Source organism: Amycolatopsis coloradensis, from assembly GCF_001953865.1.
Classification (GTDB): Bacteria; Actinomycetota; Actinomycetes; order Mycobacteriales; family Pseudonocardiaceae; genus Amycolatopsis; species Amycolatopsis coloradensis.
Genome location: NZ_MQUQ01000010.1, coordinates 326803 through 351702 on the forward strand (window position 1 = coordinate 326803; position 24900 = coordinate 351702).

The window sequence follows — 24900 nt, forward strand, 5'->3', positions numbered from 1 at the left end:
CTTCACCACGTCTCACGTGGTGAAGGGCCCCTTCGTTTTGCGCGTCGGAAAGCGATACCGTGGGCACCATGAGTGAGCAGCCGGTGGACGACAAGGCCCACATCCGGCCCGAGCTGGACCTGACCGAAGTGACGTGGATCCGGGCGGAGCCGGAAGGTGCCCAACTCGAAGACTGCGTCGAATACGCGTTGGTGCCGCACGCCGACGGCGTCACGTACACCGCGATGCGCCAGTCTTCGGACCCGGACGGCCACGTCCTCGTGTTCACCCCGAGGGAATGGGACGCCTTCGTGAAGGGCGTCGCGGATGGCGAATTCGACCTTCCTGCCTAGACGAGCGCGAACAGCTCGTCCAGCCGTCCGCCGACGGCCGCGATGGTGAGGTGGTCGCCGTAGTCGCGGGATTCGACGATCAGCCCGTCGCGCACGCGCAGCACGAAAATGGTGGAAACGCGGAACTCCGGGCCGCCACCCGCCGTGCCCTGATAGTCGAACTCGCCGATCACGACCTCGGGATCGAGGGTCTCGTGGATCACCAGATCGCGGACCTGGAAATCGACCTCGTGCCGCTCGCCGAACTTGAAATGCTCATCCAGGTCTTGCCGGGTCTTCAGCGTCTTGGCCCCGGGCAGGAACGGGTGTGTGACATGGGTTTCCTCGGCATAGAGCGCTGACAGCCCACCCCACTCGCCGTCCGCGACGCCGTGGACGAGCCGCTCGAACACGCCACGCGGGCTCTTCGGATCCGCCGTCGACTCGGGGCGAGGCGGAACCGGCGTGAGTTCCCGCTCCGCGGTTTCGTAGCTCTTCTTCAGTTCTTCCAGGCCATCGCGTGCCGCGATCAGGCGCAGGTAGTCGTGGTAATCGCGGGAGTGCGCGATGAGCCCGTCGCGGACCCGGAGGAGCTGGATATTGGCGATGTCAAAGGCCTTCCCGGTGTCGAGTGTCTCGCCGACGTTGCGGTATTCGGCGATGATCACCTCCGGGTCGGTTGTCCCGTGAATCAGGACATCCGCCCTGCTCATCCGCACGTTCATTCCGCCGCCGAAGTTCTTGCGAAGAGTCTCGCGGCCTTCGAAGCGGGTCGGCACGGGCGGGCGCTGCGGGTTTTCGACGACGGCGTCTTCCGCGTAGAGCGCGAAAAGGTCCTCCCAGCGTCCGGCGGTGATGCCTTCGGACAGCTTGTCGAAGACTTCGCGAGGTGTGGTCATGGAGGTCTCCCAGTTGGAAAAACGGAGTCTGTAGTCCGCCTGTGACGATACGGACTACAGACTCCACTTGTCTACTGATGCTGCGGCGCCCGTGGCAGGAAAGTCCCCAATGCCACATTGGAGACGCTCAGTGTTCCCAATGCCGCATTGGGGACATCGGTGCTTCCCGCCGATCGGCCGGGACGGCAGGGAGGGCTGTGCCTTCGTGTCTACTTCTCTTGGGGCGCGGTGGGTTCAGGCCATGGGCAAGTCACGCCCCGCCCAGGCTCAAGCGTCGCGAAGAACCGCCAGGATCTCCTCTTGCTCGAAATGCTCAGCCCACCCCAAAGCCGAAGATGAGTACAAAGTGTCCTCAAGGGACGCATCCGCCCCCGCCGCCAGCAAGGCGCGAACCGCGTCCACGTGCCCACCCTGCACGGCAAGGTGCAGCGCGGTGACACCTTCCCCATGGGAAAGCCCGCCGAAGGTGCCCTGCCGGTTCACCGAGGCCCCAAGCTCGGCCAAAGTCCCGATCACCGACGCCTTCCCCTGAGCGGCGGCCCACGTCAGCGCCGTCCCCCGATAGACGTCGGCGTCCACCCGCGCGCCCCGCTCCACTAGCGTGCGGACAGCAGAAGAGCGGTCGTTCCGCGCGGCCCAGGACAGCGCCTCGTCGAGGATCTCGGCGGGGTCGTCGCTCGGCCGCCACTCCGGGAAACCGCTGTGCGGCCGGTGGAACTCACGGTGCGCGCCCGCCGCGCGGGAGAGCGTGCCGTCCGGAGCGACCAGCGCGTCGAGCAGGTCCGCGTGGCCGAGACCGGCGGCGACGCGCAGGTTGCCGGGGGACAGGCTGCGCGCGGCCAGTACCTCGGCGGCCTCGCGGTGACCCCAGAACAGCGCGACCACCAGCGGTGTCCCGCCGTCGCCGCGGGCGGACACGCCGACCGGGGCGCCGGCGTCGAGCAGCATCGTGACCAGCAGTGGCAGCCCGACGTAGCCCGCCTGGTGCAACGCGGTCCAGCCGTGCACGTTGGCCGACGCCGGATCCGCCCCGTGGTCCAGCAGGATCCGGCACAGCCGCTCGTCGCGGGTCGCGACGGCCATGCCGAGCAGATCGTTCCCGTTCTTACCGTGCGCGTGGACGAGCGTGGGCAGGTCGCCGATCAGGCGTGCGAGCCCGGCGAGGTCCCGCGCGTCGATGAGTTCGTGTGCCTGCTCGAAAGCCAGTTCAGCCGGTGACGTCACGCTTCCGCACGCTACCCGCGACCTCCGACAAAATCCGCCACTCGGCCAGCGGGATCCGCTCGTCCCCGGTCAGGACCTGCAGGCAGACATGGTCCGCGCCCGCGTCCAGATGTGCCTGGATCCGGGCCGAGATCGCGTCCTCCCCGACGGCGACCAGCGTGTCCACGAGGCGATCCGAACCGTAGTTTTCCTCGGTGAAGCCGAACCGCCGCAGGTTCGCCCGATGGTGGGCCGCCAGCTCCAGGTACATCGACACGTGCGTCCGGGCGATCTCCCGATCCGAACCCAGCACTACGGCCTGCTCAACGGCCAGATACGCCGAAGGGCCCATGATCTCCCGGGCGAGAGCGGTGTGCTCGACGGGGACGAAGTACGGATGCGCCCCATCGGCGCGTTCCGCGGCCAGCGAGAGCATCTTCGGGCCCAGCGCGGCCAGCAGTCGCCGGTGCGGGGAGTCCGGTGTGGACAGTTCGGTCCGGTCCATCCCGTCGAGGTACCCGCGCATCGCTCCCAGTGGTTTCGTGCCCTGCCGGTGCCCGCCCAGGCCGAGGACGAACCGGCCCGGATACGCCTCGGCGAGGGTCCGCCCGGCGGCCGCGGCGGTGGCCGGTTCGCGCTGGTCGAAGCGCGCGATCCCGGTGGCGACCGTCAGCCGTGACGTCGCCGCCAGCAACAGGCCCGCCTGCGTGAAAGCCTCCCGGCCCAGGTGCTCCCCGAACCACAGCGTGTCGAAGCCGAGTTCTTCGATTTCCGAGGCAGCGTCGCGGACCTCGCCGATTTCCTTGCCGTCGAAGGAGAAGGTCCAGATCCCGACGCTCACCGGGTCACCTCCGCCAGTGCCGGTGCCAGCCGTTCCAGCTGGTCCACGATGACGTCCAGGCTGTCACCGACCGGGTTGACGAGCACGGTGTCCGCGCCGGCGTCGACGATTTCCTTGATCCGCCGGGTGATCTTCTCCTCGTCGCCCCAGGCGGTCAGCCCGTCGACCAGCCGGTCGCTGACGCCGTCGAGGTCGGCATCGGTGTAGCCGAGCCGTTTCCACCCCTTGAAATAGTGCGGGATGTCGTACTGCTTCAGCAGTTCGATGGTCTTCGCGATGTTCGCCCGCGCCTCCTCCCGGCCGCCGAGCAGGACCGGATGCTCCGGGATGAGCAGCTTGTCCGGCCCGACGATCTCGCGGGCGTACGGCGTGTGTTCGAAGGGCTGCGCGAACGGGTGCGCGCCGTCCGTCAGCTCCCTCGCGAGTTCGAGCATCTTCGGGCCGACGGCGGCGAGAACGCGCGGAAACGGGACCGGTGAAGGGAATTCGGCCTCGGCGGCGGACATGGCCGCGAGGTACTCCCGGGTCTGTTCGAGCGGCCGGTAGTCCGAACCGCTTTTCGTCGCCTGGTGTGCGTGACCGATGCCGACGCCGAGCACGAACCGGCCGGGGAAGGCGTGCGCGAGCGCTCGTCCGCCGGCCTGGGCGGTGTACGCGGGCCGTGACCAGATGTTGGCGATCCCGGTGCCGATCACCACCCGTTCGGTGGAGGCGAGTGCGACGCCGCTGTGCGCGAACAGCTCCCGGGCCGCCGGTCCCTCGCCCGCCCACACGGTGCGATATCCGAGCTCTTCCAGCCGTCGTATCGCCTTCAGTTCTTCTTCGGGTGACGGCTTGAGCATGCCGAGCGGCAGCCAGACGCCCACCGGTCCCAGCAGGTCGCGGGTCTCTTCGACCAGGTTCATGCGTACTCTCCAGCTAATATGAGGCAGCCTCCGGTTACCTGGCCGACTATACGGAGGCTGCCTCCGATTTGTCGAGACTAAGCTCGGGAGCGCGATGGACACCGAGAAGAAACCGCTGCGCGCGGACGCCCGGCGCAACTACGAGCGCCTCGTAGAGGAGGCGAAACGTGCCTTCGCCGCGCGCGGGGTCGAGGCGTCATTGGAAGAGATCGCTCGCCAGGCCGGTGTCGGTATCGGGACGCTGTACCGGCATTTCCCGACGCGCGAGGCGCTGGTCGAGACCGTGCTCCGCGAGAGATTCGACGGTCAGGCCGCGGCGGCGCGCGAACTCTTGATCTCGCCGGAGCCGTTGAGTGCGCTCAAGACCTGGCTCGCCGGGATGGGCAGGCAATCCGCGAGCTACCGCGGACTGCCCGAGCTGATGGTCGACGTCCTCGACGACGAGACCTCGCCGCTGTACGCCTCATGTCACGCCATGCGGGACGAGGTATCCCAACTGGTGGAACGAGCGAAGGCCTCGGGGGAACTCCGCGCGGACGTCACGGCGCACGAGTTGCTGGTGCTGCTGCACGCGCTTTCCTGGGCCAGTGAACATCTTTCGGGTGACGAGGGCCTCGAACGGCTCCTCGACCTCGTCTTCGCCGGATTACGGGCGAATTAACAATCCCCTGTAACCAGGTCTAAACTGCGGCGCAACCGGGCACAACGGCGTGACCGCGAAGCCATCAACCCTGAGTCGCAGGCACAGACCAGATAGTGGGAGCCGTATCGTGACCAAGCCGAACAAGCCCGTCGTCCTCATCGCGGAGAAGCTCGCGCCTTCCGTGTTGAGCGTCTTCTCCGACGAGGTCGAGGTCCAGCATGTGGACGGCACGGACCGCCCCGCGCTGCTCGAAGCCGTGAAGACGGCGGACGCGCTGCTCGTGCGGTCCGCGACCAAGGTCGACGCCGAGGTGCTCGGCGCCACCACCTCGCTCAAGGTCGTCGCCCGCGCCGGCGTCGGGCTGGACAACGTCGAGGTCCCCGCCGCCACCGAACGCGGTGTGCTGGTGGTCAACGCGCCGACGTCGAACATCGTCTCCGCCGCCGAGCACGCCGTCGCTCTCCTGCTCGCGGTCGCCCGCCGGGTCCCGGCGGCGGACCAGAGCCTCCAAGGCGGCGCGTGGAAGCGCAGCGCCTACTCCGGCGTCGAGATCCAGGGCAAGACCGTCGGTGTGGTGGGCCTCGGCAAGATCGGCCAGCTGTTCGCGCAGCGTCTCGCCGCCTTCGACACCAAGCTCATCGCGTACGACCCCTACGTCTCGGCCGCCCGCGCCGCGCAGCTCGGCATCGAACTGGTCACGCTGGACGAGCTGCTGGAGCGCGCCGACGCGATCTCCATCCACCTGCCGAAGACCCCGGAGACCAAGGGCCTGATCGGCGCCGAGGCGCTCAAGAAGGTCAAGCAGGGCGTCATCATCGTCAACGCCGCGCGCGGTGGCCTCATCGACGAGCAGGCGCTGGCGGACGCGGTGAGCTCCGGCCACGTCGGCGGTGCCGGTATCGACGTGTTCGTCACCGAGCCCACCACCGAGAGCCCGCTGTTCGGGCTGCCGAACGTCGTCGTCACGCCGCACCTCGGCGCGTCGACCGCCGAGGCGCAGGACCGCGCGGGCACCGACGTCGCGAAGTCCGTGCTGCTCGCGCTGCGCGGCGACTTCGTGCCGGACGCGGTGAACGTCGCCGGTGGCGGCACGGTCGGCGAGCACGTGCGGCCGTACCTCTCGCTCACCCAGAAGCTCGGCACCGTGCTGACCGCGCTCAACCCGAAGGCGCCGACGTCGGTCACCGTCGTGGTCAAGGGCGAACTGTCCACCGAGGACGTCAGCGTGCTGCCGCTCGCGGCCGAGCGCGGTGTGTTCTCCGGCGTCGTCGAGGACCAGGTCACCTTCGTCAACGCGCCGCGTGTCGCCGAAGAGCTGGGTGTCCAGGTGGATCTGGTCATCGAGCCCGAAAGCCCCAAATTCCGCAGCCTGGTCACCGTCCGCGCGGTCCACGCCGACGGCCAGACCCTTTCGGTGTCCGGCTCGGTCACCGGCAAGGACGAGGTCGAGAAGCTGGTCGAGGTCAACGGCCGCCACTTCGACCTGCGTGCCGAGGGCAACGTGCTGCTGCTCGAGTACCCGGACCGCCCGGGCATCATGGGCCGCGTCGGCACGCTGCTCGGCGAGGCGGGCATCAACATCGAGGCCGCGCAGATCAGCCAGACCACCGACGGCACGGACGCCGTCATGCTGCTGCGGGTGGACCGCTCGGTGGACTCGCACCTGCTGGAGCCGATCGGCGCCACCGTCGGCGCGCATACCATCCGCGCGGTCAACTTCGGCTGACCTCCCAGTACATGAAGGCCCCCTTCCTTGCGCCTAGGTACAGGAAGGGGGCCTTCATGTACTTTCCCGCAATTAGTCGACTAACTGCGGTCGTTGTGTGTGCGGGGTTCGCGAGAACGCAGAGCAAGATTCAGTAACGGTGAAAAATGCCTACTGAAGTCGGGCTGGTCCCCCGATAGGTTTCTCCGGCGAGGCCGAACCATCGCGCCGTCAAGGGCACGGCGCGGCGCCGGGGCTCACCGTCGGGGGTGTGTTCGAGCGGCAGGCAGGTTCCGAGTCAAGGCCTCGAGTGAGGGCACGTACTCATGAACAGATCCCGCGTACCCCGATGGGCCATCCGCTCATCGGCCGCGGTCTTCGCCGCGTTGCTCGCGACGTCCGTGACCGGGGCGACCGCAGCCGCACAGGATGTCCCCCTCGCGGACGGCATCACGCCGGCGAAGATCGACCGTAACGGCTTCCAGGGGAAGGTCGAGCCGAAGCTCAAGGCCGCCCAGGGCAAGATCACCGCCTTCGTCGAGCTGGCCAAGCAGCCCGCCGTCGACGCCTTCAACGCCGAGCAGAACAAGGGTGCCGGCAAGGAGAAGGCCAAGAAGGCGGCGAAGAACGCCAAGGCCGACGCCGCCGCGACGGTGAACTCCGTCGTCGGTCAGCTCAAGGCCGCCGACGCAGGCACCCAGCTGGTCACCCAGACCGCCAACGCGGTCGCAGGCGCGGTCGTCACGGCCGACGCGGCGAAGATCCGCGAGCTGGCGAAGCGGCCGGACGTCGTCTCGGTCAAGAAGGTGGTGCCGAAGACCCGCACCAACTCCAGCGCGGTCCAGCTGACCAACACGCTCGCTTCGTGGCAGCAGACCGGCCGCTACGGCGACGGCATCCGCGTCGGCGTGATCGACGACGGCATCGACTACACCCACGCCACCTTCGGCGGTCCGGGCACGGCCGAGGCGTACAAGGCGATCGACCGCGACCAGGCCACCCCCGCCTTCCCGACCGACAAGGTCGTCGGCGGTATCGACCTGGTCGGCGACGCCTACGACACCGGCAGCGACGACCCGGCCCTCCACGTCCCGAAGCCGGACCCCAACCCGATTTCCTGCGGCCACCACGGCACGCACGTCGCGGGCACGGTCGCCGGATTCGGTGTGGACGAAGCGGGCAGGACCTTCACCGGTGACTACAAGAAGCTGAACAAGAAGAAGATCGAAGCGATGCGGATCGGTCCGGGCACCGCGCCCAAGGCCCTCCTGTACGCGATCAAGGTCTTCGGCTGCGACGGCTCGACCAACGTCACCTCGCAGGCGCTCGACTGGTCGCTCGACCCGGACGGCGACGGCGACTTCACCGACCACCTCGACGTGGTCAACCTGTCGCTGGGCGGCGACTTCGCCACTCCGGACGACCCGGACTCGCTGTTCGTGCGCAAGATCGCCGCGAACAACGTCGTCCCGGTCTTCTCCGCGGGCAACGGCGGCGACCTCAACGACGTCGGCGGCGCGCCGGGCAACACGCCCGAGGCGCTGACCGTCGCCAGCAGCCGTGACGCGTCGGTTCTCCGCGACGCCGTCGAGGCCGTCGCTCCCGATGGTGTCAAGGGTGCGAAGACCGGGCAGTTCAGCCAGAACTACGCGACCTACGACACGCTCGACGTCACCGCGCCGGTGGTCAGGCTGTCGGCCGACAACGCCGCCGGCTGCAAGCCGTACTCCGAAGCCGACAAGGCCAAGGCCGCGGGCAAGATCGTGTTCCTCGAATGGGACGACAACGACGCGACCCGTGCCTGCGGTTCGGGCGCCCGCTCGAACAACGCGCAGGCCGCCGGTGCCAAGGGCGCGCTGTTCTCGTCCACCCTGGAACACTTCTCGGCGGGGATCGCGGGCAACGCCGCCACCCCGACGTTCCAGCTCACCGGCAGCGCGACCGCGTCGGTCCGCCCGGCGCTGAACGCGGGCACGCTGCAGGTCCGCATGACCGGCAAGGGCCGCGTGTCCGTACCGACCAGCGACCAGTCCATTGTGGACACCCCGAGCTCGTTCACCTCGCGTGGCGGGCGCGGCCCGGCTTCCAAACCGGACGTCGCGGCGCCCGGTGACTCGATCTCGTCGGCGCTCAGTGGCAGTGGCGCCGGCCGCCTGGTCATCTCCGGAACGTCGATGGCGGCTCCGCACACCTCGGGTATCACCGCCCTGATCCGTCAGGCGCACCCGGATTGGTCGGTCGAAGAGGTCAAGGCCTCGGTCATCAACACCGCCGGGCACGACATCCACGACGCGTCGGGCCGCACCTACGGCCCGCAGCGGGTCGGCAGCGGCCGGATCGACGCGAAAGCCGCGCTGGACAACCAGGTCCTGGCCTACGTCGTCGACAACCCCGGCTTCGTCTCGGTCAACTTCGGCGTCGTCGAAGCGGGCGGCCCGGTCACCCTGACCAAGACGGTCAAGGTGGTCAACAAGGGCATCAAACCGGTCGAGTACTCGGTGGGCTACGAAGCCGTGAACGCGCTCCCCGGTGTCGAGTACACAGTGGACAAGCCGACGGTGAAGCTGAGCCCGCGCGGTGTCGCGCTGGTGAAGGTGACCCTGAAGATCGCCGACCCCAAGGCGCTCCGCAAGGTCATGGACCCGACCATGGCGGCTTCGCAGGTCGGCCTCGCGCGGCAGTTCGTGGCGGACGCCTCCGGCCGGATCGCGTTCACCCCGAAGAGCGGCACGACCGTTCCGTTGCGTCTCTCGGTGTACTCCGCGCCGAAGCCCGTCTCGGCCATCAACACCCCGGGCACGGTCAACTTCGGCAACGGCCAGAACCAGGCCGTGCTGAACCTGACCGGCAAGGGCGTCGACCAGGGCACCGGCCCGCAGCGGTACCGCTCGCTGATCAGCGTGCTCGAACTGCAGGCGGAATCCCCGCAGCTGCCCGAATGCGACGGCGGCGTCACCACCGACTGCACGCTGAACCAGACCGCCAAGGGCGCCGACCTGCGCTACGTCGGCGCGGCGTCCACGGCTCCGCTGGCCAAGGCGCAGGGTGAGCCGGAGAACGCGTTGCTGGCCTTCGGTCTCACCACCTGGAGCGACCTGGCCAACCTGGGCAGCAACACCTCGCCGTTCGTGGACATCGACACCACGGGCGACGGGCAGCCGGACTTCGAGACCTATGTCACGAAGGTGACCGCCACCGATGTGCTGGTGGCCGTCACGGTGGCGCTGAAGCCGGGCTTCCCGCAGGTGGACATCCAGCCGGTCAACGGCCAGCTCGGCGACGTCGACACGAACGTGTACGACACCAACGTCGTCGTGCTGCCGGTGAGCGTCGCCGCGCTGGGCATCGACCCGAACGCGGCTTCGCACAAGATCAGCTACACGGTCGGGACCTCCGGGTTCTACGCGGCGCCGGGTGCGGACTCGTCGACGATCGACTACGTCGGCACGCCGCTTTCGTTCGACGCCTTGGCTCCCGCGTACACGGTCCAGGGCGGCGGCGACTCCGCGCTGGGCTACGTCGCGAAGCCGGGCACGGCCCTGGTGGTCAACCGCAACACGGCCGCGCAGGACACCGTGCTGGGCCTGCTGGCGATCGATCACCACAACGCCTCGGGCAGCCGGGCGAACGTGGTGAAGATCCAGGCGAACTCCGGCGGTTCCCACGAAGGCGCCGACCGGCCGGGCAACGGCGGTCGGCACACCGGACGTCAGCCGATCGGTGTGGGCTGACACGGTAGTGCGGGTGACCCGCGTTCGATGAGGTGAGGGACGCCCTGGCGGCACGCTTTCCGCCAGGGCGTCCCTTCTTGTATTCACTCTTTCGGCTGTCTCGCTCTGTGGGAGATTCCGGCATAAGGGTGGTGCGGCTACGGCTACCGGGCTACGGCCGGTAACCTTCCGCTGCTGGCGTTTTCTTGCGGATGGGCCATCCGGACTGCCGGTGGCCTGGTCTACGGAGGTGTGTGGATGCGGCTCGCGGTGATCCCAGGAGACGGGATCGGGCCCGAAGTGGTCGCCGAGGCGCTCAAGGTGCTCGGTGAGGTCGTACCGACGGCGGAGATCACGAACTACGACCTCGGCGCCGCCCGGTGGCACTCCACCGGCGAGCTGCTTCCGGAGTCCGTGCTCGGCGAACTCCGTCAGCACGATGCGATCCTGCTGGGCGCGGTGGGCGACCCGACGGTGCCGAGCGGCATTCTGGAGCGTGGTTTGCTGCTGCGGCTCCGTTTCGAGCTCGACCACCACGTGAACTTGAGGCCCGCCCGGTTGTACCCGGGGGTGCGTGGTCCGCTCGCCGACTCGAGTGAGATCGACATGGTCGTCGTGCGTGAGGGCACCGAAGGCCCGTACGCCGGAAACGGTGGCCTGCTGCGCAAGGACACCGAACACGAGATCGCGACGGAGGTCAGCGTCAACACGGCGTTCGGCGTCCGGCGCGTGGTGACCGACGCGTTCAACCGCGCCGAGGCGCGGCCGCGCAAGCACTTGACGCTCCTGCACAAGACGAACGTGCTGGAGTACGCGGGTTCGCTGTGGTCGCGGATCGTCGAAGAGGTCTCTCTGGAGCACCCGGAGGTGACCGTCGCTTACTCCCATGTGGACGCCGCGACCATCCACCTGGTGACCGACCCCTCGCGGTTCGACGTCGTGGTGACGGACAACCTGTTCGGCGACATCATCACCGACCTCGCGGCCGCGGTGACCGGCGGCATCGGGCTGGCGGCGAGCGGGAACCTCGACATCACCCGGCGGAACCCGAGCATGTTCGAGCCGGTGCACGGAAGCGCGCCGGACATCGCGGGCCAGGGTCTCGCCGACCCGACCGCCGCGGTGCTTTCGGTCGCGCTGCTGCTGGACCACTTGGGACAGAAGGAAGCGGCGCGGCGGATCGAGGCCTCGGTGGCCTTCGACCTCGCGACCCGCGACCAGGCGTCGCCCGGTGCGACGCACGCGATCGGTGACCGGCTGGCGGCCTTGGTGTCGTCGAACGTGCGCCCGGTCACTCAGTAGCTCGCCCTGAGCTGAAGGGGCCTTTCATGGCAATTTTTGCTATGAAAGGCCCCTTCATCGCATTCGGGCGATGGCTGTGGCGCCTGGTCGCCCCGCGCTTTTCTCCTGGCCTTCACGGACCTGCGTTCCGGCATGGCCCCTTCGCCTCTCGGCCCGAGCCGGGCGGTGTCGCGAAAGCCACTTTCGGGACAACAGATGTCCCGAAAGTGGCTTTCGCGACATGCCTGCGAGACTCGGCGGGTCGTGCCTGCGGGGCGGCCTTGCTCCCAGAACGTGGGAAGTGGCGCCCGGCTTGTGGACGCCCGGGTGGAGCGTGTGCCATGATGCGTCCGTGACCTCCTGCACCATCATTATCGCCGAGCGCGCCGGATAACAGCTCCACAAGAGCCCCCGGCGCGCAACCTCTCGCACCCATGCGGGAGGTTTTTTTGTTGCCCGAACCAGCTTCGCCACCACCACGAGGAGTCCCCCGTGACCCGCACGGAGCCCGCCGATACGCCGCTCGGTGACGCCTTCCACCTGTACGACACGACGTTGCGCGACGGTGCGCAGCGTGAGGGGATCTCCTACTCCGTCACGGACAAACTGGCGGTGGCGAAACTGCTCGACGACCTCGGGGTCGGGTTCATCGAAGGCGGATGGCCGGGTGCGCTGCCCAAGGACACGGAATTCTTCGCCCGCGCGGCTTCGGGCGAACTGAAACTGCGTCACGCGGCGCTTGTCGCGTTCGGCGCGACACGGAAAGCGGGCACCACGGCGGACAAGGACGCGCAGGTGCGGGCCCTGCTCGATTCGCGGGCACCGGTGATCACCCTGGTGGCCAAAGCGGACCTCCGTCACATCGAACGCGCGCTGCGGGTCGACGTCGACGAGGCCTGCGCGATGGTGCGGGACACCGTCGCGTTCCTCGTCGGCGAAGGACGTCGCGTCTTCCTCGACGCGGAACACTTTTTCGACGGCTACGCGTTCTCCCCGGACACCGCGCTCAAGGTGCTCGACGCGGGAATGAACGCCGGTGCCGACGTCGCCGTGCTGTGCGACACCAACGGTGGCCAGCTGCCGCTCGGCCTCGCGGAAACCGTCCGCGAGGTCAAGGAAAGGACCGGATTCCGGCTCGGAATCCATTGCCAGGACGACACTTCCTGCGCGGTGGCGAACTCCGTCGCCGCCGTGCAGGCCGGCGTGACGCACGTCCAGTGCACCGCCAATGGGTACGGCGAACGGGCGGGTAACGCCGATCTGTTCGCCGTCACGGGAAATCTGGTGACCAAGCTCGGAATGGAGGTGCTCCCGACCGGAGGCGCCGCCGAGCTCACCCGGGTCTCCCATGCTCTTGCCGAAATCGCCAACCTCGCCCCCTACACCCACCAGGCTTACGTAGGGGCGTCGGCTTTCGCTCACAAGGCGGGACTGCACGCGAGCGCGATCAAGGTGGATCCGTTGCTGTACAACCACATCGATCCAGCTTCTGTCGGCAATGACATGCGGGTACTGGTCACCGAGATGGCCGGCAGGGCCAGCCTGGAGCTCAAGGGACGTGAGCTCGGGGTCGACCTTGCCGGCCAGCCCGAGGCGCTGACGAGCGCCGTCCGCAAGGTGAAGCAACTCGAATCCGAGGGCTGGTCGTTCGAAGCCGCGGACGCTTCGCTCGAACTGTTGCTGCGGCGGGAAGTCGACGGGCCGCAGAGCGACGTCCTCGACGAACCGCCGTTCGAACTCGAGTCGTACCGGGTCGTGCTGGACCACCGCTCCGACGGTGAGGTCGTCTCCGAGGCGACGGTGAAGGTGCACGTCGCCGGGCAGCGCGTGATCGCCACCGCCGAGGGCAACGGCCCCGTGCACGCGCTCGACGCCGCCCTGCGCGAGGCGCTCAGCCCGCATCTGTCCTGGTTGGACAGTGTCGAGCTGGCCGACTACAAGGTGCGGATCCTGCCCGGCCATCCCGGCACCGACGCCGTCACCCGGGTGCTGGTCGAGACCAGCGACGGCGAGCGGGAATGGACCACCGTCGGCGTGCACGGCAACATCGTCGAAGCGAGCTGGCTCGCGCTGTGCGACGCGCTGGTGCACAAGTCCCTGTCCGAGGCTCCGGCCTGAGGAGTCGTACAGTGGGGGAGTGCGTCTAGCCCGTATTGCTCATCCCGGTGGTGTCGCGTTCGCTTCGGTCGAAGGGGACGGCGACGACGCCCAGGTACTCGAAATCGCCGAGCACCCCTTCGGCAACCCCAACTTCACCGGCAAGCGCTGGCCGCTCGCCGACGTCCGGCTGCTCGCGCCGATCCTGCCGTCGAAGGTGATCGCGGTCGGGCGGAACTACGCCAAGCACGCGGCCGAGTTCGGCAACGAGGTCCCACAGGACCCGATGCTGTTCATCAAGCCGTCGACAACGGTGATCGGCCCGAACGCGCCCATCCGTGTTCCGGACGGCATCGGCCGCGTCGACTTCGAGGGTGAACTGGCCATCGTCATCGGCCAGCCGGTGAAGAACGTGCCCGCCGTCCGCGCGGCGAGCGCGATCCTCGGCTACACGGTGGCGAACGACGTCAGCGCGCGTGACCTGCAGAAGTCCGACGGCCAGTGGGGCCGGGCGAAGGGTTTCGACACCTTCTGCCCGCTCGGCCCGTGGATCGAGACCTCGATCGACGCGGCCGACCTCGCGCTCAGGTCCGAGGTGGACGGTGTCCTCAAGCAGGACGGCCGGACATCGGACCTGGTGCACAAGATCCCCGAGCTGGTCGAATTCGTGTCCGGCGTGATGACCCTGCTGCCCGGCGACATCATCCTGACGGGTACTCCCGAGGGCGTCGGCCCGATCGAGGACGGCCAGTCCGTTTCGATCACCATCGAGGGCATCGGCACCCTGACGAACCCGGTGCAAAGCGTCTGAAGCGTGTTATGAACGGTCCGTTCATCACAGATTTTGTTATGAACGGACCGTTCATAACATCCGGAGGCTAATCGTCCACCGGCTCCATCGCCCGCCGCGCGAACGCCGGGGCGTGCTCCGGCCGCAGCCCCAGGCCCAGCAGCCGCGCGGGGAAGTAGGACAGCACGGGGAAGCGGCTGAACAGCTTCACCATCGGCGCGGGCGGGCCGTTGCGCCTGCCTTCCATCACCGGCCGCAGGACGTTCTTGTGCAACAGGCGTTGCAGCCCCTGCACCAGCATCGTCGGCGCGAGACGGCGCTTGCGGACCTTCGCCAGCTCCGCCATCGACGGCCGTCCCCGGCGCAGCGGTTCGGCGAGCAGGGTGGCGGCCGCGACCGCGTCCTGCACCGCGAGGTTGATGCCGACCCCGCCGACCGGTGACATCGCGTGCGCCGCGTCACCGATGCACAGCAGCCCGTCAAGATGCCACTTCCGCAGCAGGTTCAGCTTGACGTCCAGGAACTTGATGTCGTCGGTCGTCTTCAGCTCGTCCACACGGTCGGCAAGTTCGGGCAGAACCGCCGCCACGTTGGCCCGGAACGCTTCGATGCCCTTGTCACGCAGGTCGTCACCCTTGGGGCTGAGATAGGCGATCTGGAAGTAGCCCTTGCGCGGCAGCGGCACGGCGAACCGGCGATCTCGCATCTTCGGGGCCAGCCTCCCCTCGAGTTCTCCCTCGCGCCGCGAGATCCGGAACCACCACGCGTCGAACGGCGTGTCGTACTCCTTCGGCACCAGCCCCGCCTCCCGCCTGGCCAGCGACCAGCGGCCGTCGGCCGCGATCACCAGGTCGGCGCGAAGTTCGCCGGTCTCCCCCTCGGCGTCGCGGTAACGCACGCCAGCCACCCGGCCCTGTTCCAGGAGCAGCCCGGTCATCTCGGTGCTCTGCCGCAGCGTGAACGCGGGTTCCTTCGCGCCGGCGTCGGCGAGCAGGTCCAGGAAGTCCCACTGCGGGACCATCGCGATGAAGGGATGCGCCACCTTCAGCCGGGTCAAGTCAGCTAGCCGCATCATCGTGCCGTCCTCGGTCGGGAAGCCGGCGTAGGCGATCTGGCTGTGCGGCAGGTTGAGGAACTTCTCGCCGAGCCCCAGTTCGTCGAGAAGGGTCAGCGTCGACGGGTGCACCGTGTCACCGCGGAAGTCCCGCAGGAAGTCCTTGTGCTTCTCCAGCACGGTGACCTCGACCCCGGCCCTGGCCAGCAGCAACCCCGCGACCATGCCGGCGGGGCCACCGCCGACGACCACGCAGTCCGTGCGTTCGTTCATCCGTCCCACCCCTTCGAAACCCTTATTCATCACTCGTTGAATAAGCTCAGGATGCACCCGTCCGACCGGTGCGTCAAGCGTCATCCGGGCGGATACGCTGTTCGGGCCATGGCCGGGGTCTCACCGGCCCGCGCGAGTTCGGCGGACGTTCGGACGACTGTCCAAACAGGACACAAAGGGTTCGGGACGGTCCTGGAAGGACACCGGCCGAGGAAGCGCCCTTGTGGACGGTCCACGACGTAAGCCGCGTAAGGATTTCATCGTCGTCACCGGGGTGCGCGCCGCGAAGCGAACCGGGCGCCGGGTATCGACCTTTCACCCGGCCGCCCGAGTTAGCCGTTGCCTGGTAACTAAAACACGACATCTCACCAACTGGGAGTAGAGTGCCCGCGCCGGAACAGACCAGCCTTAATCACCTCATCGGCAGAGTCGCGATCGCGCTGGGTGCCCTAGCCTCACTTGGTGGATTTCGCTCTCGTGCCCCGGACCCCGTCACGAACCACGCCGGACGTTCCGGGCGGTGCCCCTTGGGAGCCCCCGGAGTTGCGGTTGGTGTGCCTCGACATCGACGACACGTTGATCGACTGCACGGCGGCGATCCGGCTCAGCCTGCGCGCGCTCACCGGTCAGAACGACCTTTGGCCACTGTGGGATCTCATCACCGAAGAGCATGTCGCGCTGGTGATCGCGGGTGACATCGATTACGCGACGATGCATCACCGGCGTACTGAATGCTTCCTCGCCGAGATCGGCATTCTGGCCGACGAAGACCAGGTCACCGGCTTCGAAAGACGCCGTCGTGAAATCCTCACCCGTTCGTGGCAATTGTTTGAAGATGTCCTCCCGTGCCTGGAATGGCTCCGGGCTGCCGGTGTCCTCGTCGCGGCCGTCACCAACGCCTCGGGCACGCATCAGCGCAAGAAGATCGCCGACCTCGGACTTGCCCGGTTCTTCGACCACGTGGCCATCGCCGGTGAACTCGGAGTAGCCAAACCGGACCCGGTGATGTTCCACTCGGTCTGCCTCGGCCTCGGCTGCGACCCGGCGCAGGCCGTCCACGTCGGCGACAAGCTCGACACCGACGCCATCGGCGCGCGCGACGCCGGCTTGGGTGCCGTCTGGCTCGACCGGGACGGCATCGCCGAGCGTGCCCCGGCGGGCGTGCACACCATCTCCGGCCTCGACGAGCTGCCTGAGCTGCTCGTTTCCGAGTTCGCGAAGCTCGGCGTCCCGGCTCAGCGCGCTACCGAGACCCCCGCTTTCACGGTGCGGAACAGCGTGCTCTAGTATTCTTTCTCGTGCGGTACTGAGCCGGTCAAGATCGGAACAGTACCTCACTGGGGTATGGTGTAATTGGCAGCACGACTGGTTCTGGTCCAGTTAGTCTAGGTTCGAGTCCTGGTACCCCAGCTGGAGAACTCTCCGGAGTGAAACGCAGAGTGACCCCCCTGAGAAGGCGGGAAACCCGGTCTGGTAAGTTTCTCCGTAGCAACACAGCAGGTGAACAACTGAAACCTCCTCTCTCGAGAGGAAGATCCTAGCCCCCGTCGTCTAGCGGCCTAGGACGCCGGCCTCTCACGCCGGTAGCGTGGGTTCGAATCCCATCGGGGGTACTCGCGAAAAGCGTCGATCATGATGATCGGCGCTTTTCGTTATTCCAGTAGCGGACATAGCGTTCGTGATCCTTTTTTGCTTCCGCGATCGCGGGAACTCGATCAGTCGGCAGGTTGATCCCGATCGTCACGACGTCGCCGAGGCAGTTCAGTTGCACGGTGAGCCGTGTCACCTCGAAGAGCGCCTGGAGGAGGGGCTGCGGCGCTCTGGCCTAGTTAACCCGCGAGTAGGGAACAGCGTCCAGGAGGCTCAGGTCCGATGACGTGAGCGGTGCTGGAGTCGCGCTGTCTTGCGCGTCCAGTTGAGTTCTTTCGGCTTGAACGGTGTTCTTACTCGCCGCCAGCCGTTGAAGCTCTGCCTCAGCGTCTTTGCGAAAGGGTCGTCAGCTGCGTCGTCTTGTGCTTGACGGAGCAGCGCTTCTTGCTGGCGTTCGGTGTCGGCGAGCTGCCGTTGGAGGTGCTTCGATCTTCTACGCGTGCTTGCGCGGCGCTGTAGTCCACAGTGGCCAGATCGGCTTCCAGTCGGCGTGGGATCGGTGCCGCCGCGGTTGTTCTTCCTTGGCCAGCACGAGTAGTACCCACTTGCACGGGTCGTTGACCTTGCCTCGCCTGAATTGCGTGGCTCGGCGAGTGAGAAGGTCGGTGACACCGCCTGCTCGCGGGAGGGGAATGTCGAGGCGGCCGGATTCGATGTCGTAGAAGTGGGCCACGATCACTTACGAGTCAGGTATCGGACTTCGCCGCGAAGCACGGCGGCGGGCCCGATGCTCGATGGCCGCCTATGTCTCGAGGGGAATGAATCGGCCACTGCGTTCCCTCTGGAACGTCGAGCTTGCATCATCAGTCGGGATACCGAGGGAAACCAGTTGCAACAGAGCCGAACTCGTTTATGTCCGCTTGAACTCGGTTCGGCGCTGAACCGATTAATACTGTTCGTGAGCACCTCTTGCCGTGAGTGACGCTAGAGTTGTGTCCGGGACAACCGATCGCATCACGAGGGGATGGCCAGTGGCGCAGGATGAGGACGACTTGGGCGGCGACGTCCTGGTTCCGTTGTCGGTGTCGGGTGAGAAGGTTTACCTCGCCGTAAAGCAGCTGGACACCCCGGCTGCGGCGGAGGAAGAAAGCGAGATCGCCGCGCGGCGGCCCACTCTGGACGACGTGGTCGGCGGTTTGAGCGCGTTCGCGGGTGAGCTGAGTACCAAGCTGCGCTCCAGTGACGCAGGCAAGATCACCATCGAATTCGGCTGCGAGGTCGCGGTCGAGTCCGGCCGGTTCATCGCCGTGATCGGCAAGGCCAGTGCCAAGTCGACCTTTAAGGTGGCCCTGGAGTGGACGAAGCCGACGGCCTAGTTTCCGAGCATCCGGCTTGGGACCGACTGACCCGTGAGGCCACCATGGCGTTGCGGGTGCCTGGGAATGGCAACCAAGGTACAGGTTTCATCATCGCTCCCGGCATTGTGGCCACGTGCGCGCACGTGCTCGCAGACGACATCGAGAGGCTCCCACCGCTCGTCACCGTGGCCTCGGTGTGGTCGGGGCAGTCGTACGACTTGGTTCCGCGACGGGAGGACTATCACCGGTCAGCAGCGGGTCTCGACCTCGCGTTGCTTCGTTTCCCGGTTCCCCCGGAAGCACGGCACGTACTGCCGAACAGCGCGATCGCCATCGGGGACCCGCTCTGGGCGTACGGGCATCCGGCCGGTGGGTTTCGCGCCGGTCAGCCCGCGACCTTCCATTACGAGGGCGAGTCGCGCCGGGACCTGAATGACGACCTTCCGGTGCTCCGTCTGCGTGGTACCCCAGTCGGTGCGGGTTTCAGCGGCAGCGCGGTCGTCAATCGCCGCACCGGCGCGGTGTGCGGGATGTTGTGCACCTCGGACAAGTCCGGCAGCGCCCATATGCTGCCGATCGCGGAGATCGTCGGACTGTGTGACGAGGCAAGGCGCATCGGGGGGACCATCTGGCTCAGCTACCAGCATTGGCTGCGCCATCTCGACGACGCTCAGCTCCGTGCGGGTGGGTGGGCGGTCGCCGGGCCGAAGCTGCTTGGTTACCTCACTACGGCCGCCCGCGCCGCCCACCAGCATCCCTATCCCGCGGTCACCGGTGGCCGGACGCCTTCGCTGACCGAGGTGTACGTCCAGCAGGATGCCCTGTCCGAGGACACCATGGCCGGGCAGCCCGGTGACTCGGCTGCCGGGTTGCCCGCCAGTGTGCTGTTCGACCGCCCCGGCGATAGTCTGCTCATCGGTGGGCCTGGCGCCGGGAAGTCGAGCTTGCTGCGTGCCGCGGTCACTTTCCTTGTCGGCCGCTGGCTACGCGGTGAGACCCCGGTGGCTCCGGTACGTGTCCTGGCCGGCGATCTCGTCGCCTCGTCCCCGCTGCCGGAAGCCATCTCCGCCAGCGTTCGTGCCGATCTCAGCGCCATCGGGTTGAGGCAATCGTGGCCACCCGAGTTCTTCGCCGAGCCGCCGGTTCCCGGAGGCTGCTGGCTCGTCCTCGTCGATGGTCTGGACGAGGTGATGAACCACGAGCAGCGCAGGACCATTTTGACCAAGCTCGCCGGGGCGCGGGCCGAAATGCCCGATGGCCTGTATCGGTTCATCGTGGCGAGCCGTCCCATGGCCCCTCCGCACGTGTTCGGTGAGGCCGACTGGAAGCCGACGGGTTTCCAGTTGCTGGAGTTCACCGAAAACCAGTACAAGACTTTCACCGAGCGGTGGTTCCGCCATCTCGAGATCGCGGATCCGGAGGAGAAAGCTCAGGAATTCGTCACTCGGATCAAGGACGTGGGGCTGGCCGAGCTGGCAAGGACGCCGCTGGTGGCGACGATGTTGTGCCAGGTCTTCGCGAACGACCCCGACACGGTACTGCCGGGCACCCGCAGCTTGCTGTACGAGGCGTTCGTCGAAATGGCGCACTCGCGCCAGTTTCAAGCGGTCGGTGGCATTCGTTCGCAGCTCAAAGGCATCCTCGGGCCGTACGGCGAGGAAGCGGAACGGGCGGGCGAAGCGCTGCTCGTCCGAACGGGCGAGCTGATCGGTTTCCTGGCATTCCGACGGCAGCAGGGGGACACCGGATCGTCGGTCGACTTGCTGGGGGCGCGGACCGCAGCGCTCCGTCCGGGGCATGTACCGGAGCGGATCTGGCTGGCGCTGCTGGCCGAAGTGTTGCGGCGCAATGGTGTTCTGGTGGAATACGGCGACAATTTCGCCTTCCTCCACCGAACGGTCGAGGAGTATCTGGCCGCGCGGTTCGTCACCGGCGACCCGGAACTCAGCGAACAAGAGTTCCGGTCGATCTTCGATCCGGGCCAGGACACAGCCCCGATCAGGCCGTCCTATGTCAGGTTCCTCGTCACCGCTTGGCAAGACCGGCGAGACCTCGGCGGTGCGCTGGCGCACCTGGTCCGCCGAGGCGACCCGGACGACCTTCGCTTCGTCGCTTCCCTCGTGACCGACGGCGTCCTGCTGGAACCTCGGTTGCGAGCCGAAGTGGCGAACGGACTCGTCGCGGTGGCGACGGACCCCCAAGCCGACGGCTTCACTCGCCGGTCGGCGGCGGAAGCGCTGCTGCAAGTCGATCAGGCGCGAGCCATGCCGGCATTGCGGCGGATCGCTGCCACGAACACGATCAGGGAGACGTACCGGCTGTGGGCCGTGACCACGATGGCTGCCGCGCTGCGAGACGGCAGCGATGCCCTCGACGACGAGATCGCCCGCACACCTTGGGCCATGCGTGTCCTGGCTGAATCCGCGGACACCGAGATGCGTCGCTTGCTGCGCGCAATCGCCGGTGACACGGCTCTGCAAGGCCGGACCCGATTCCAGGCCGCGAACGCACTCTGCGCCGTCGAGCCGGACGCCGGCTTGTTCGCCGCGATAGCCCAGGACCCCATGGTGACGAAGGGGTACCGGCTTGACGCGGCGCGTGCCTGGGCCGAATACGACGAGCGTGGGGCGAAGCTCCTGGCGGAATTGGCGGGGGAGTCGTCCGGAAAGGCGACCTCCAGGGTGCGTGCCAGATTGGCCCGCCGCATCTCGTCGCGAAATCCGCTGGTGAACAGTGTGCTGGAGCCGGTGGTCGAAGTCCACCGCGCCCATCACCCGAGAGCCGATTTCGTGCTGTTGCAAGAGGCGTATGACTTCGCCGAACGAAAGCACCGCGGCCAATACCGGGAATCCGGGGACCCGTACATCACTCATCCACTCGCTGTCGCGACGATCCTCACCGAAATGGGATCGGACACGGATACGGTCGCCGCCGGACTGCTGCACGCCGTGGTCGAGCACACCGACTGCGACCTCGACGAGGTGTATCGCATGTTCGGACCCGACATAGCCGCGCTGGTGGACGCCGTCACCGAACTTGACCGTGACCTCCTGGGGCCGGCGACCGACGCCGAGAGTATCCGCAAACTGGTGATCGCCTCGGCGCGTGACCCGCGCGGTCTGGTGCTCAAACTGGCCGACCGGCTCCACATCATGCGAACCATGCGGTACCTGCCTGCCGAACAGCAGGCGCGCCGTGCCCGCGAAACGTTGGAAATCCTGGCCCCGCTCGCCCGGCGGATGAGCATCAACGTGCTCGCCGCCGAACTCGAGGATCTTTCGTTCGCCATCCTCATGCCCAAACGCTATGACGAGGTCGTCCGCGCGGTGGTCGACCGGGCGGCCTTCTCCGATCAAGCCTGGAGTGAGGTGAAGGAAATCCTCCTAGAGAGCCTGGCAAGCGCGAAGATCAAGGCGGAAATACGAGTAGAGGGCAGGAGGTATCACTCGATACACCAGCGGGTCTTGGATCGTGGTGACGGCGCAGTGCTCGACGCCGATGACATTTCGGTCGGCGTGTTGTTGGTCAGGACCGTCCCTGACTGCTATGCCGCACTCGGTGTCGTGCACGCGTTGTGGAACCCGAAAGGCAAACTGTCCGACTACGTCGCGTCTCCCCGCTTCGGGCTGTACCAATCACTTCACACCACCGTTGTCGGTCCAGGGGGCAGACCGCTGGAGATTCGCATCCGGACGCACGAGATGCACCGGAGCGCGGAGTACGGCGCCGCTGACGCTGGGATCATGTCCGGCGAGGCGGCCTGGCTGCGCCAATTGCTGGACTGGCAAAGGGAGATCGGCGAGCCAGGAGAGTTCCTCGACACCCTGCGTGGTGACCTCGCGCGTGAAGAGATCTATGTCTTCACCCCGAAGGGCGACACCGTCGTGCTGCCTCAAGACGCGACGACGATTGATTTCGCGTACGCGATACACACCGAGGTCGGACACCGTTACGCCGGGGCGAAGGTCAACGATCGCGAGGTGACACCGGAAACGAGGCTTCAAGACGGCGACACCGTGGAGGTCGTCACCTCGGACGACGTCGAACCGGTCAGTGCCTGGCTGAACTCAGTGGTCTCGCCCCGCGCCAAGACCAAGATCAAACAGGCGCTCGACAGGAAGCCTCAGGATGCGGAGACGACAACGCGCGCGACCATTGAGGTCCTTGCCCTCGACCAGCGCCTTCTGACCGTGGACTTGTTGCGGGTGCTGGATGCCTCGGATCTCGTGCTCGTTTCGGTGACCGTGTCCGGCGGGGCCGAGCACGAGGTTCGCAACCACCTCGTCGTGGAGGCGCGGCGGCCGGAGCAGATAGCCGCGGCGGTGGAAGCGTTACGCGCGATCACTGCTGTGCTTGAAGTCATTCCTGGTGAACCGGCCTGACTGGACCGTCATGGGTCATCACTTCATCGAGGTGTCCGCCGGGGTCGGCGCTGTGGGCCTTTGGTGTCTTGCCCGGCGGTGTTGGGCGTGGTCCACCCCCATTCTCGTCGGAACCCCGCTTCCTCGATACGGAATTGGAGTTCGCTGAGATCCCTTCGTGGACAGCAAAACGGCCAAGCAGATTCGCGACGAAGCGGCCTGACGGATTTGCGGTACGGAGCGAGGGCTGTCGTCCGGCCTTCTGTCAAAGGTGTCGCGGGCACACCGCTCGGGGATCGGAGTCCTCTCTCGCCGTGGGAGGCCGCCTCGGGCAGACGCTGGATCACCGAGGGCCGGTTGACAAGGAAGATCATTTTGTGGAAGAACAGCGCATACCCTGGTGTGACGCCCGATCGGGTGAGCCAGATTACCGAAGCTCACCTCGTGAGCGGTCGCGGTTGCTGCCGCGGAAGTGGTTAGCTAGTCGTCCGAGGGCGGTGTGCTGAGGACCGTGGGCTGGTGGCAGGGGAGGGTGCGCTAAGCAAGCAACGGCGTGTCGGCGGGTGAGGGCTCGCTGGGGAAGGTTGCCGGCTGGTGAGCGATGGCGTCCGGTCGTCGTCGAGGAGTGCTCCTGACGACGACCTTCTGTTGTGCGCTTTCGTCGTATGCGGGGTGGATGAGCTACCTCTCGACGTGCTCGCCGTGGCGGTCGGAAGTCACGGTCCGGCTCTGCGAACACGCCTCCAGCGATTGGTCGAGCGTGGTCTTGTCGCAGTACCAGGGCCGTCGGCAGCCGAGGAGACGAGCACCGCGGTCAGTGTGCAACGGCCTTCGATCGCCCTTTCGCCCGCAGAGGAGAGGGCTCTCGCGTTACGGATAGGGCAGCATCTCCACGCCGCGGCTCAGGAGATGGGGATGGCTGATCGCGGCGTGGATCGTCGCGCCTTAGCTGAATCGGCCGGCCGGCACGATGAGGCAGCCGTGGCTCCGCCGCGGTCGCTGCGGCAACCTGTGGTGGGGTTGATGCGGTGGGAACTCGGGCACGGGTTGGCGGAGGACGTAGTGCGCCTGGCGCGGGCCTGGTGGCCTGTCGTGGGGATGGCGGCTGATCTTGCGTGGATGAAAGAGTTCGCCGCGGTAGGCGAGCGTGCGGCAATCGAGATCCGCGACCCGGCTGCCCTGACAGAGCTGCTGACAATGGCGGCAGAGTCCGCGGAACGGACCGGCGACTGGCTGATGGCCGAGGCTCGTTGGGTCCGTGTGCTCAGCCTTGTCCGAGCGCAGAAGAACCACGAGGTCGTTTGCGCGACCTTGGCCACGCTAGGTGACTTCTATCGGAGGTGGGGTCGTCTGCATCGGGCCATGGACGTCCTTTCCGACCTCGTCGCCACCTGTGATCGTGTGCATGACAATCGGGGTGTGCTGGCGGCTCTGCACGACTTGGCTGTGGTGCTCCTGGACGCGGGCCGTGCCGCTGCTGCCGTCCCACCCCTCGTTCGTGCTGTCGCGCTCGCCGTCGAGGACGACACGGTCGAGGACCGTGCTCGTGCTGAGTTGCTGATCCTGCTTGGCCGGGCGCATTGGATGAGTGACAAAGCCCGCGCCGCCAGGGAGGCGTTCAGCGGCGCGCTGGCCCTTCTGGTGGACGCGGACGCGGACGGCGCTGACTATGTGCGGTCGTTGCTGGCTACGCCGGATGCCGGGTCATTGCCGGTGCGGATTTCCGGCTCCGCCGGACAAGGCGGGCGGCGAACAAGGCCACCGTGATGGCCGAAGTGACAAGACCGGCCAAGGAGGAGTTCGTTCGACGCCAGGACCGCGCTCGCGCGCGGTGACGGCCGGACTGTCTGTGTCGGCAAGGGACATGCGTCATCGCGGG

The 24900-nt window shown here is 67.1% G+C and carries 17 protein-coding genes and 2 tRNA genes; 13 read left to right on the plus strand and 6 right to left on the minus strand.

What is annotated here, in order from left to right:
* Nucleotides 1-68: 68 nt before the first annotated feature.
* Nucleotides 69-332, plus strand: a complete 264-nt coding sequence (locus BS329_RS19890; RefSeq protein ID WP_076162835.1) for a DUF397 domain-containing protein — start codon at nt 69-71, stop codon at nt 330-332.
* On the opposite strand, the gene BS329_RS19895 is transcribed toward BS329_RS19890, so the two are convergent.
* The 4 genes from BS329_RS19895 to BS329_RS19910 all read right to left on the minus strand — a co-directional run bounded on the left by BS329_RS19895 (nt 329) and on the right by BS329_RS19910 (nt 4159).
* Nucleotides 329-1210 (minus strand): nuclear transport factor 2 family protein, encoded by an 882-nt coding sequence (locus BS329_RS19895; protein WP_076162711.1) that lies wholly within the window; start codon nt 1208-1210, stop codon nt 329-331. The genes BS329_RS19890 and BS329_RS19895 overlap by 4 nt on opposite strands.
* Nucleotides 1211-1477: 267 nt before the next feature.
* On the minus strand, nt 1478-2434 hold the full coding sequence (locus tag BS329_RS19900; RefSeq protein ID WP_076162712.1) for an ankyrin repeat domain-containing protein: 957 nt from the start codon (nt 2432-2434) through the stop codon (nt 1478-1480).
* Nucleotides 2418-3254 (minus strand): TIGR03620 family F420-dependent LLM class oxidoreductase, encoded by an 837-nt coding sequence (locus tag BS329_RS19905; RefSeq protein WP_076162713.1) that lies wholly within the window; start codon nt 3252-3254, stop codon nt 2418-2420. The genes BS329_RS19900 and BS329_RS19905 overlap by 17 nt, the downstream gene beginning before the upstream one ends.
* Complete coding sequence (locus BS329_RS19910) at nt 3251-4159, minus strand: TIGR03620 family F420-dependent LLM class oxidoreductase (RefSeq protein WP_076162714.1); 909 nt, start codon at nt 4157-4159, stop codon at nt 3251-3253. The genes BS329_RS19905 and BS329_RS19910 overlap by 4 nt, the downstream gene beginning before the upstream one ends.
* A 94-nt stretch (nt 4160-4253) precedes the next feature.
* Here BS329_RS19910 and BS329_RS19915 point away from each other — a divergent pair, with 94 nt between their 5' ends.
* The 6 genes from BS329_RS19915 to BS329_RS19940 all read left to right on the plus strand — a co-directional run bounded on the left by BS329_RS19915 (nt 4254) and on the right by BS329_RS19940 (nt 14406).
* Nucleotides 4254-4820: a TetR/AcrR family transcriptional regulator gene (locus tag BS329_RS19915; protein WP_076162715.1), complete on the plus strand. Its 567-nt coding sequence runs from the start codon at nt 4254-4256 to the stop codon at nt 4818-4820.
* 109 nt (nt 4821-4929) lie between these two features.
* Complete coding sequence (gene serA / locus BS329_RS19920) at nt 4930-6528, plus strand: phosphoglycerate dehydrogenase (RefSeq protein WP_076162716.1); 1599 nt, start codon at nt 4930-4932, stop codon at nt 6526-6528.
* Between the two features lie 305 nt (nt 6529-6833).
* Nucleotides 6834-10238: a S8 family peptidase gene (locus BS329_RS19925; RefSeq protein WP_076162717.1), complete on the plus strand. Its 3405-nt coding sequence runs from the start codon at nt 6834-6836 to the stop codon at nt 10236-10238.
* A 237-nt stretch (nt 10239-10475) separates the two neighbouring features.
* Nucleotides 10476-11519, plus strand: coding sequence for a 3-isopropylmalate dehydrogenase (locus BS329_RS19930; RefSeq protein ID WP_076162718.1), 1044 nt, complete (start codon nt 10476-10478; stop codon nt 11517-11519).
* Between the two features lie 471 nt (nt 11520-11990).
* The gene (gene cimA / locus BS329_RS19935; RefSeq protein WP_076162719.1) at nt 11991-13616 is read left to right on the plus strand and encodes a citramalate synthase; all 1626 of its coding nucleotides are present in this window, start codon (nt 11991-11993) and stop codon (nt 13614-13616) included.
* Between the two features lie 19 nt (nt 13617-13635).
* Entirely contained in the window at nt 13636-14406 is a 771-nt protein-coding gene (locus BS329_RS19940) for a fumarylacetoacetate hydrolase family protein (protein ID WP_076162720.1), read from the plus strand.
* Nucleotides 14407-14473: 67 nt separating this feature from the next.
* Here BS329_RS19940 and BS329_RS19945 read toward each other — a convergent pair whose 3' ends face one another.
* The gene (locus BS329_RS19945) at nt 14474-15712 is read right to left on the minus strand and encodes an FAD-dependent oxidoreductase (RefSeq protein WP_076162721.1); all 1239 of its coding nucleotides are present in this window, start codon (nt 15710-15712) and stop codon (nt 14474-14476) included.
* Nucleotides 15713-16264: 552 nt separating this feature from the next.
* Between BS329_RS19945 and BS329_RS19950 the strand changes: the two genes are divergently transcribed.
* The 3 genes from BS329_RS19950 to BS329_RS19960 all read left to right on the plus strand — a co-directional run bounded on the left by BS329_RS19950 (nt 16265) and on the right by BS329_RS19960 (nt 17325).
* Entirely contained in the window at nt 16265-16999 is a 735-nt protein-coding gene (locus tag BS329_RS19950) for an HAD family hydrolase (protein ID WP_076162722.1), read from the plus strand.
* Nucleotides 17000-17050: 51 nt separating this feature from the next.
* Nucleotides 17051-17122, plus strand: a tRNA-Gln gene (locus BS329_RS19955).
* A gap of 130 nt (nt 17123-17252) precedes the next feature.
* Nucleotides 17253-17325: transfer RNA gene (locus BS329_RS19960), tRNA-Glu, on the plus strand.
* Nucleotides 17326-17342: 17 nt separating this feature from the next.
* On the opposite strand, the gene BS329_RS43445 is transcribed toward BS329_RS19960, so the two are convergent.
* Nucleotides 17343-17498 carry a hypothetical protein gene (locus BS329_RS43445; protein ID WP_158075813.1) on the minus strand — a complete coding sequence of 52 codons (156 nt, stop codon included), beginning with the start codon at nt 17496-17498 and terminating at the stop codon, nt 17343-17345.
* Between the two features lie 835 nt (nt 17499-18333).
* Between BS329_RS43445 and BS329_RS19970 the strand changes: the two genes are divergently transcribed.
* The 3 genes from BS329_RS19970 to BS329_RS19980 all read left to right on the plus strand — a co-directional run bounded on the left by BS329_RS19970 (nt 18334) and on the right by BS329_RS19980 (nt 24788).
* Nucleotides 18334-18678, plus strand: a complete 345-nt coding sequence (locus BS329_RS19970) for a CU044_2847 family protein (protein ID WP_076162724.1) — start codon at nt 18334-18336, stop codon at nt 18676-18678.
* Between the two features lie 44 nt (nt 18679-18722).
* Nucleotides 18723-23042 (plus strand): HD domain-containing protein, encoded by a 4320-nt coding sequence (locus BS329_RS19975; protein ID WP_279628171.1) that lies wholly within the window; start codon nt 18723-18725, stop codon nt 23040-23042.
* 894 nt (nt 23043-23936) lie between these two features.
* Nucleotides 23937-24788 carry a tetratricopeptide repeat protein gene (locus tag BS329_RS19980; RefSeq protein ID WP_143253120.1) on the plus strand — a complete coding sequence of 284 codons (852 nt, stop codon included), beginning with the start codon at nt 23937-23939 and terminating at the stop codon, nt 24786-24788.
* The last annotated feature ends 112 nt before the right edge of the window (nt 24789-24900 follow it).

Bases quoted from the DNA above. Each gene is read 5' to 3' on its own strand.
- BS329_RS19890 (WP_076162835.1), top strand. From the start codon at position 69: ATGAGTGAGCAGCCGGTGGACGACAAGGCCCACATCCGGCCCGAGCTG.
- BS329_RS19895 (WP_076162711.1), bottom strand. From the start codon at position 1,210: ATGACCACACCTCGCGAAGTCTTCGACAAGCTGTCCGAAGGCATCACC.
- BS329_RS19910 (WP_076162714.1), bottom strand. From the start codon at position 4,159: ATGAACCTGGTCGAAGAGACCCGCGACCTGCTGGGACCGGTGGGCGTC.
- BS329_RS19915 (WP_076162715.1), top strand. From the start codon at position 4,254: ATGGACACCGAGAAGAAACCGCTGCGCGCGGACGCCCGGCGCAACTAC.
- BS329_RS19925 (WP_076162717.1), top strand. From the start codon at position 6,834: ATGAACAGATCCCGCGTACCCCGATGGGCCATCCGCTCATCGGCCGCG.
- BS329_RS19930 (WP_076162718.1), top strand. From the start codon at position 10,476: ATGCGGCTCGCGGTGATCCCAGGAGACGGGATCGGGCCCGAAGTGGTC.
- BS329_RS19945 (WP_076162721.1), bottom strand. From the start codon at position 15,712: ATGAACGAACGCACGGACTGCGTGGTCGTCGGCGGTGGCCCCGCCGGC.
- BS329_RS19975 (WP_279628171.1), top strand. From the start codon at position 18,723: ATGGCGTTGCGGGTGCCTGGGAATGGCAACCAAGGTACAGGTTTCATC.
- BS329_RS19980 (WP_143253120.1), top strand. From the start codon at position 23,937: ATGGCTGATCGCGGCGTGGATCGTCGCGCCTTAGCTGAATCGGCCGGC.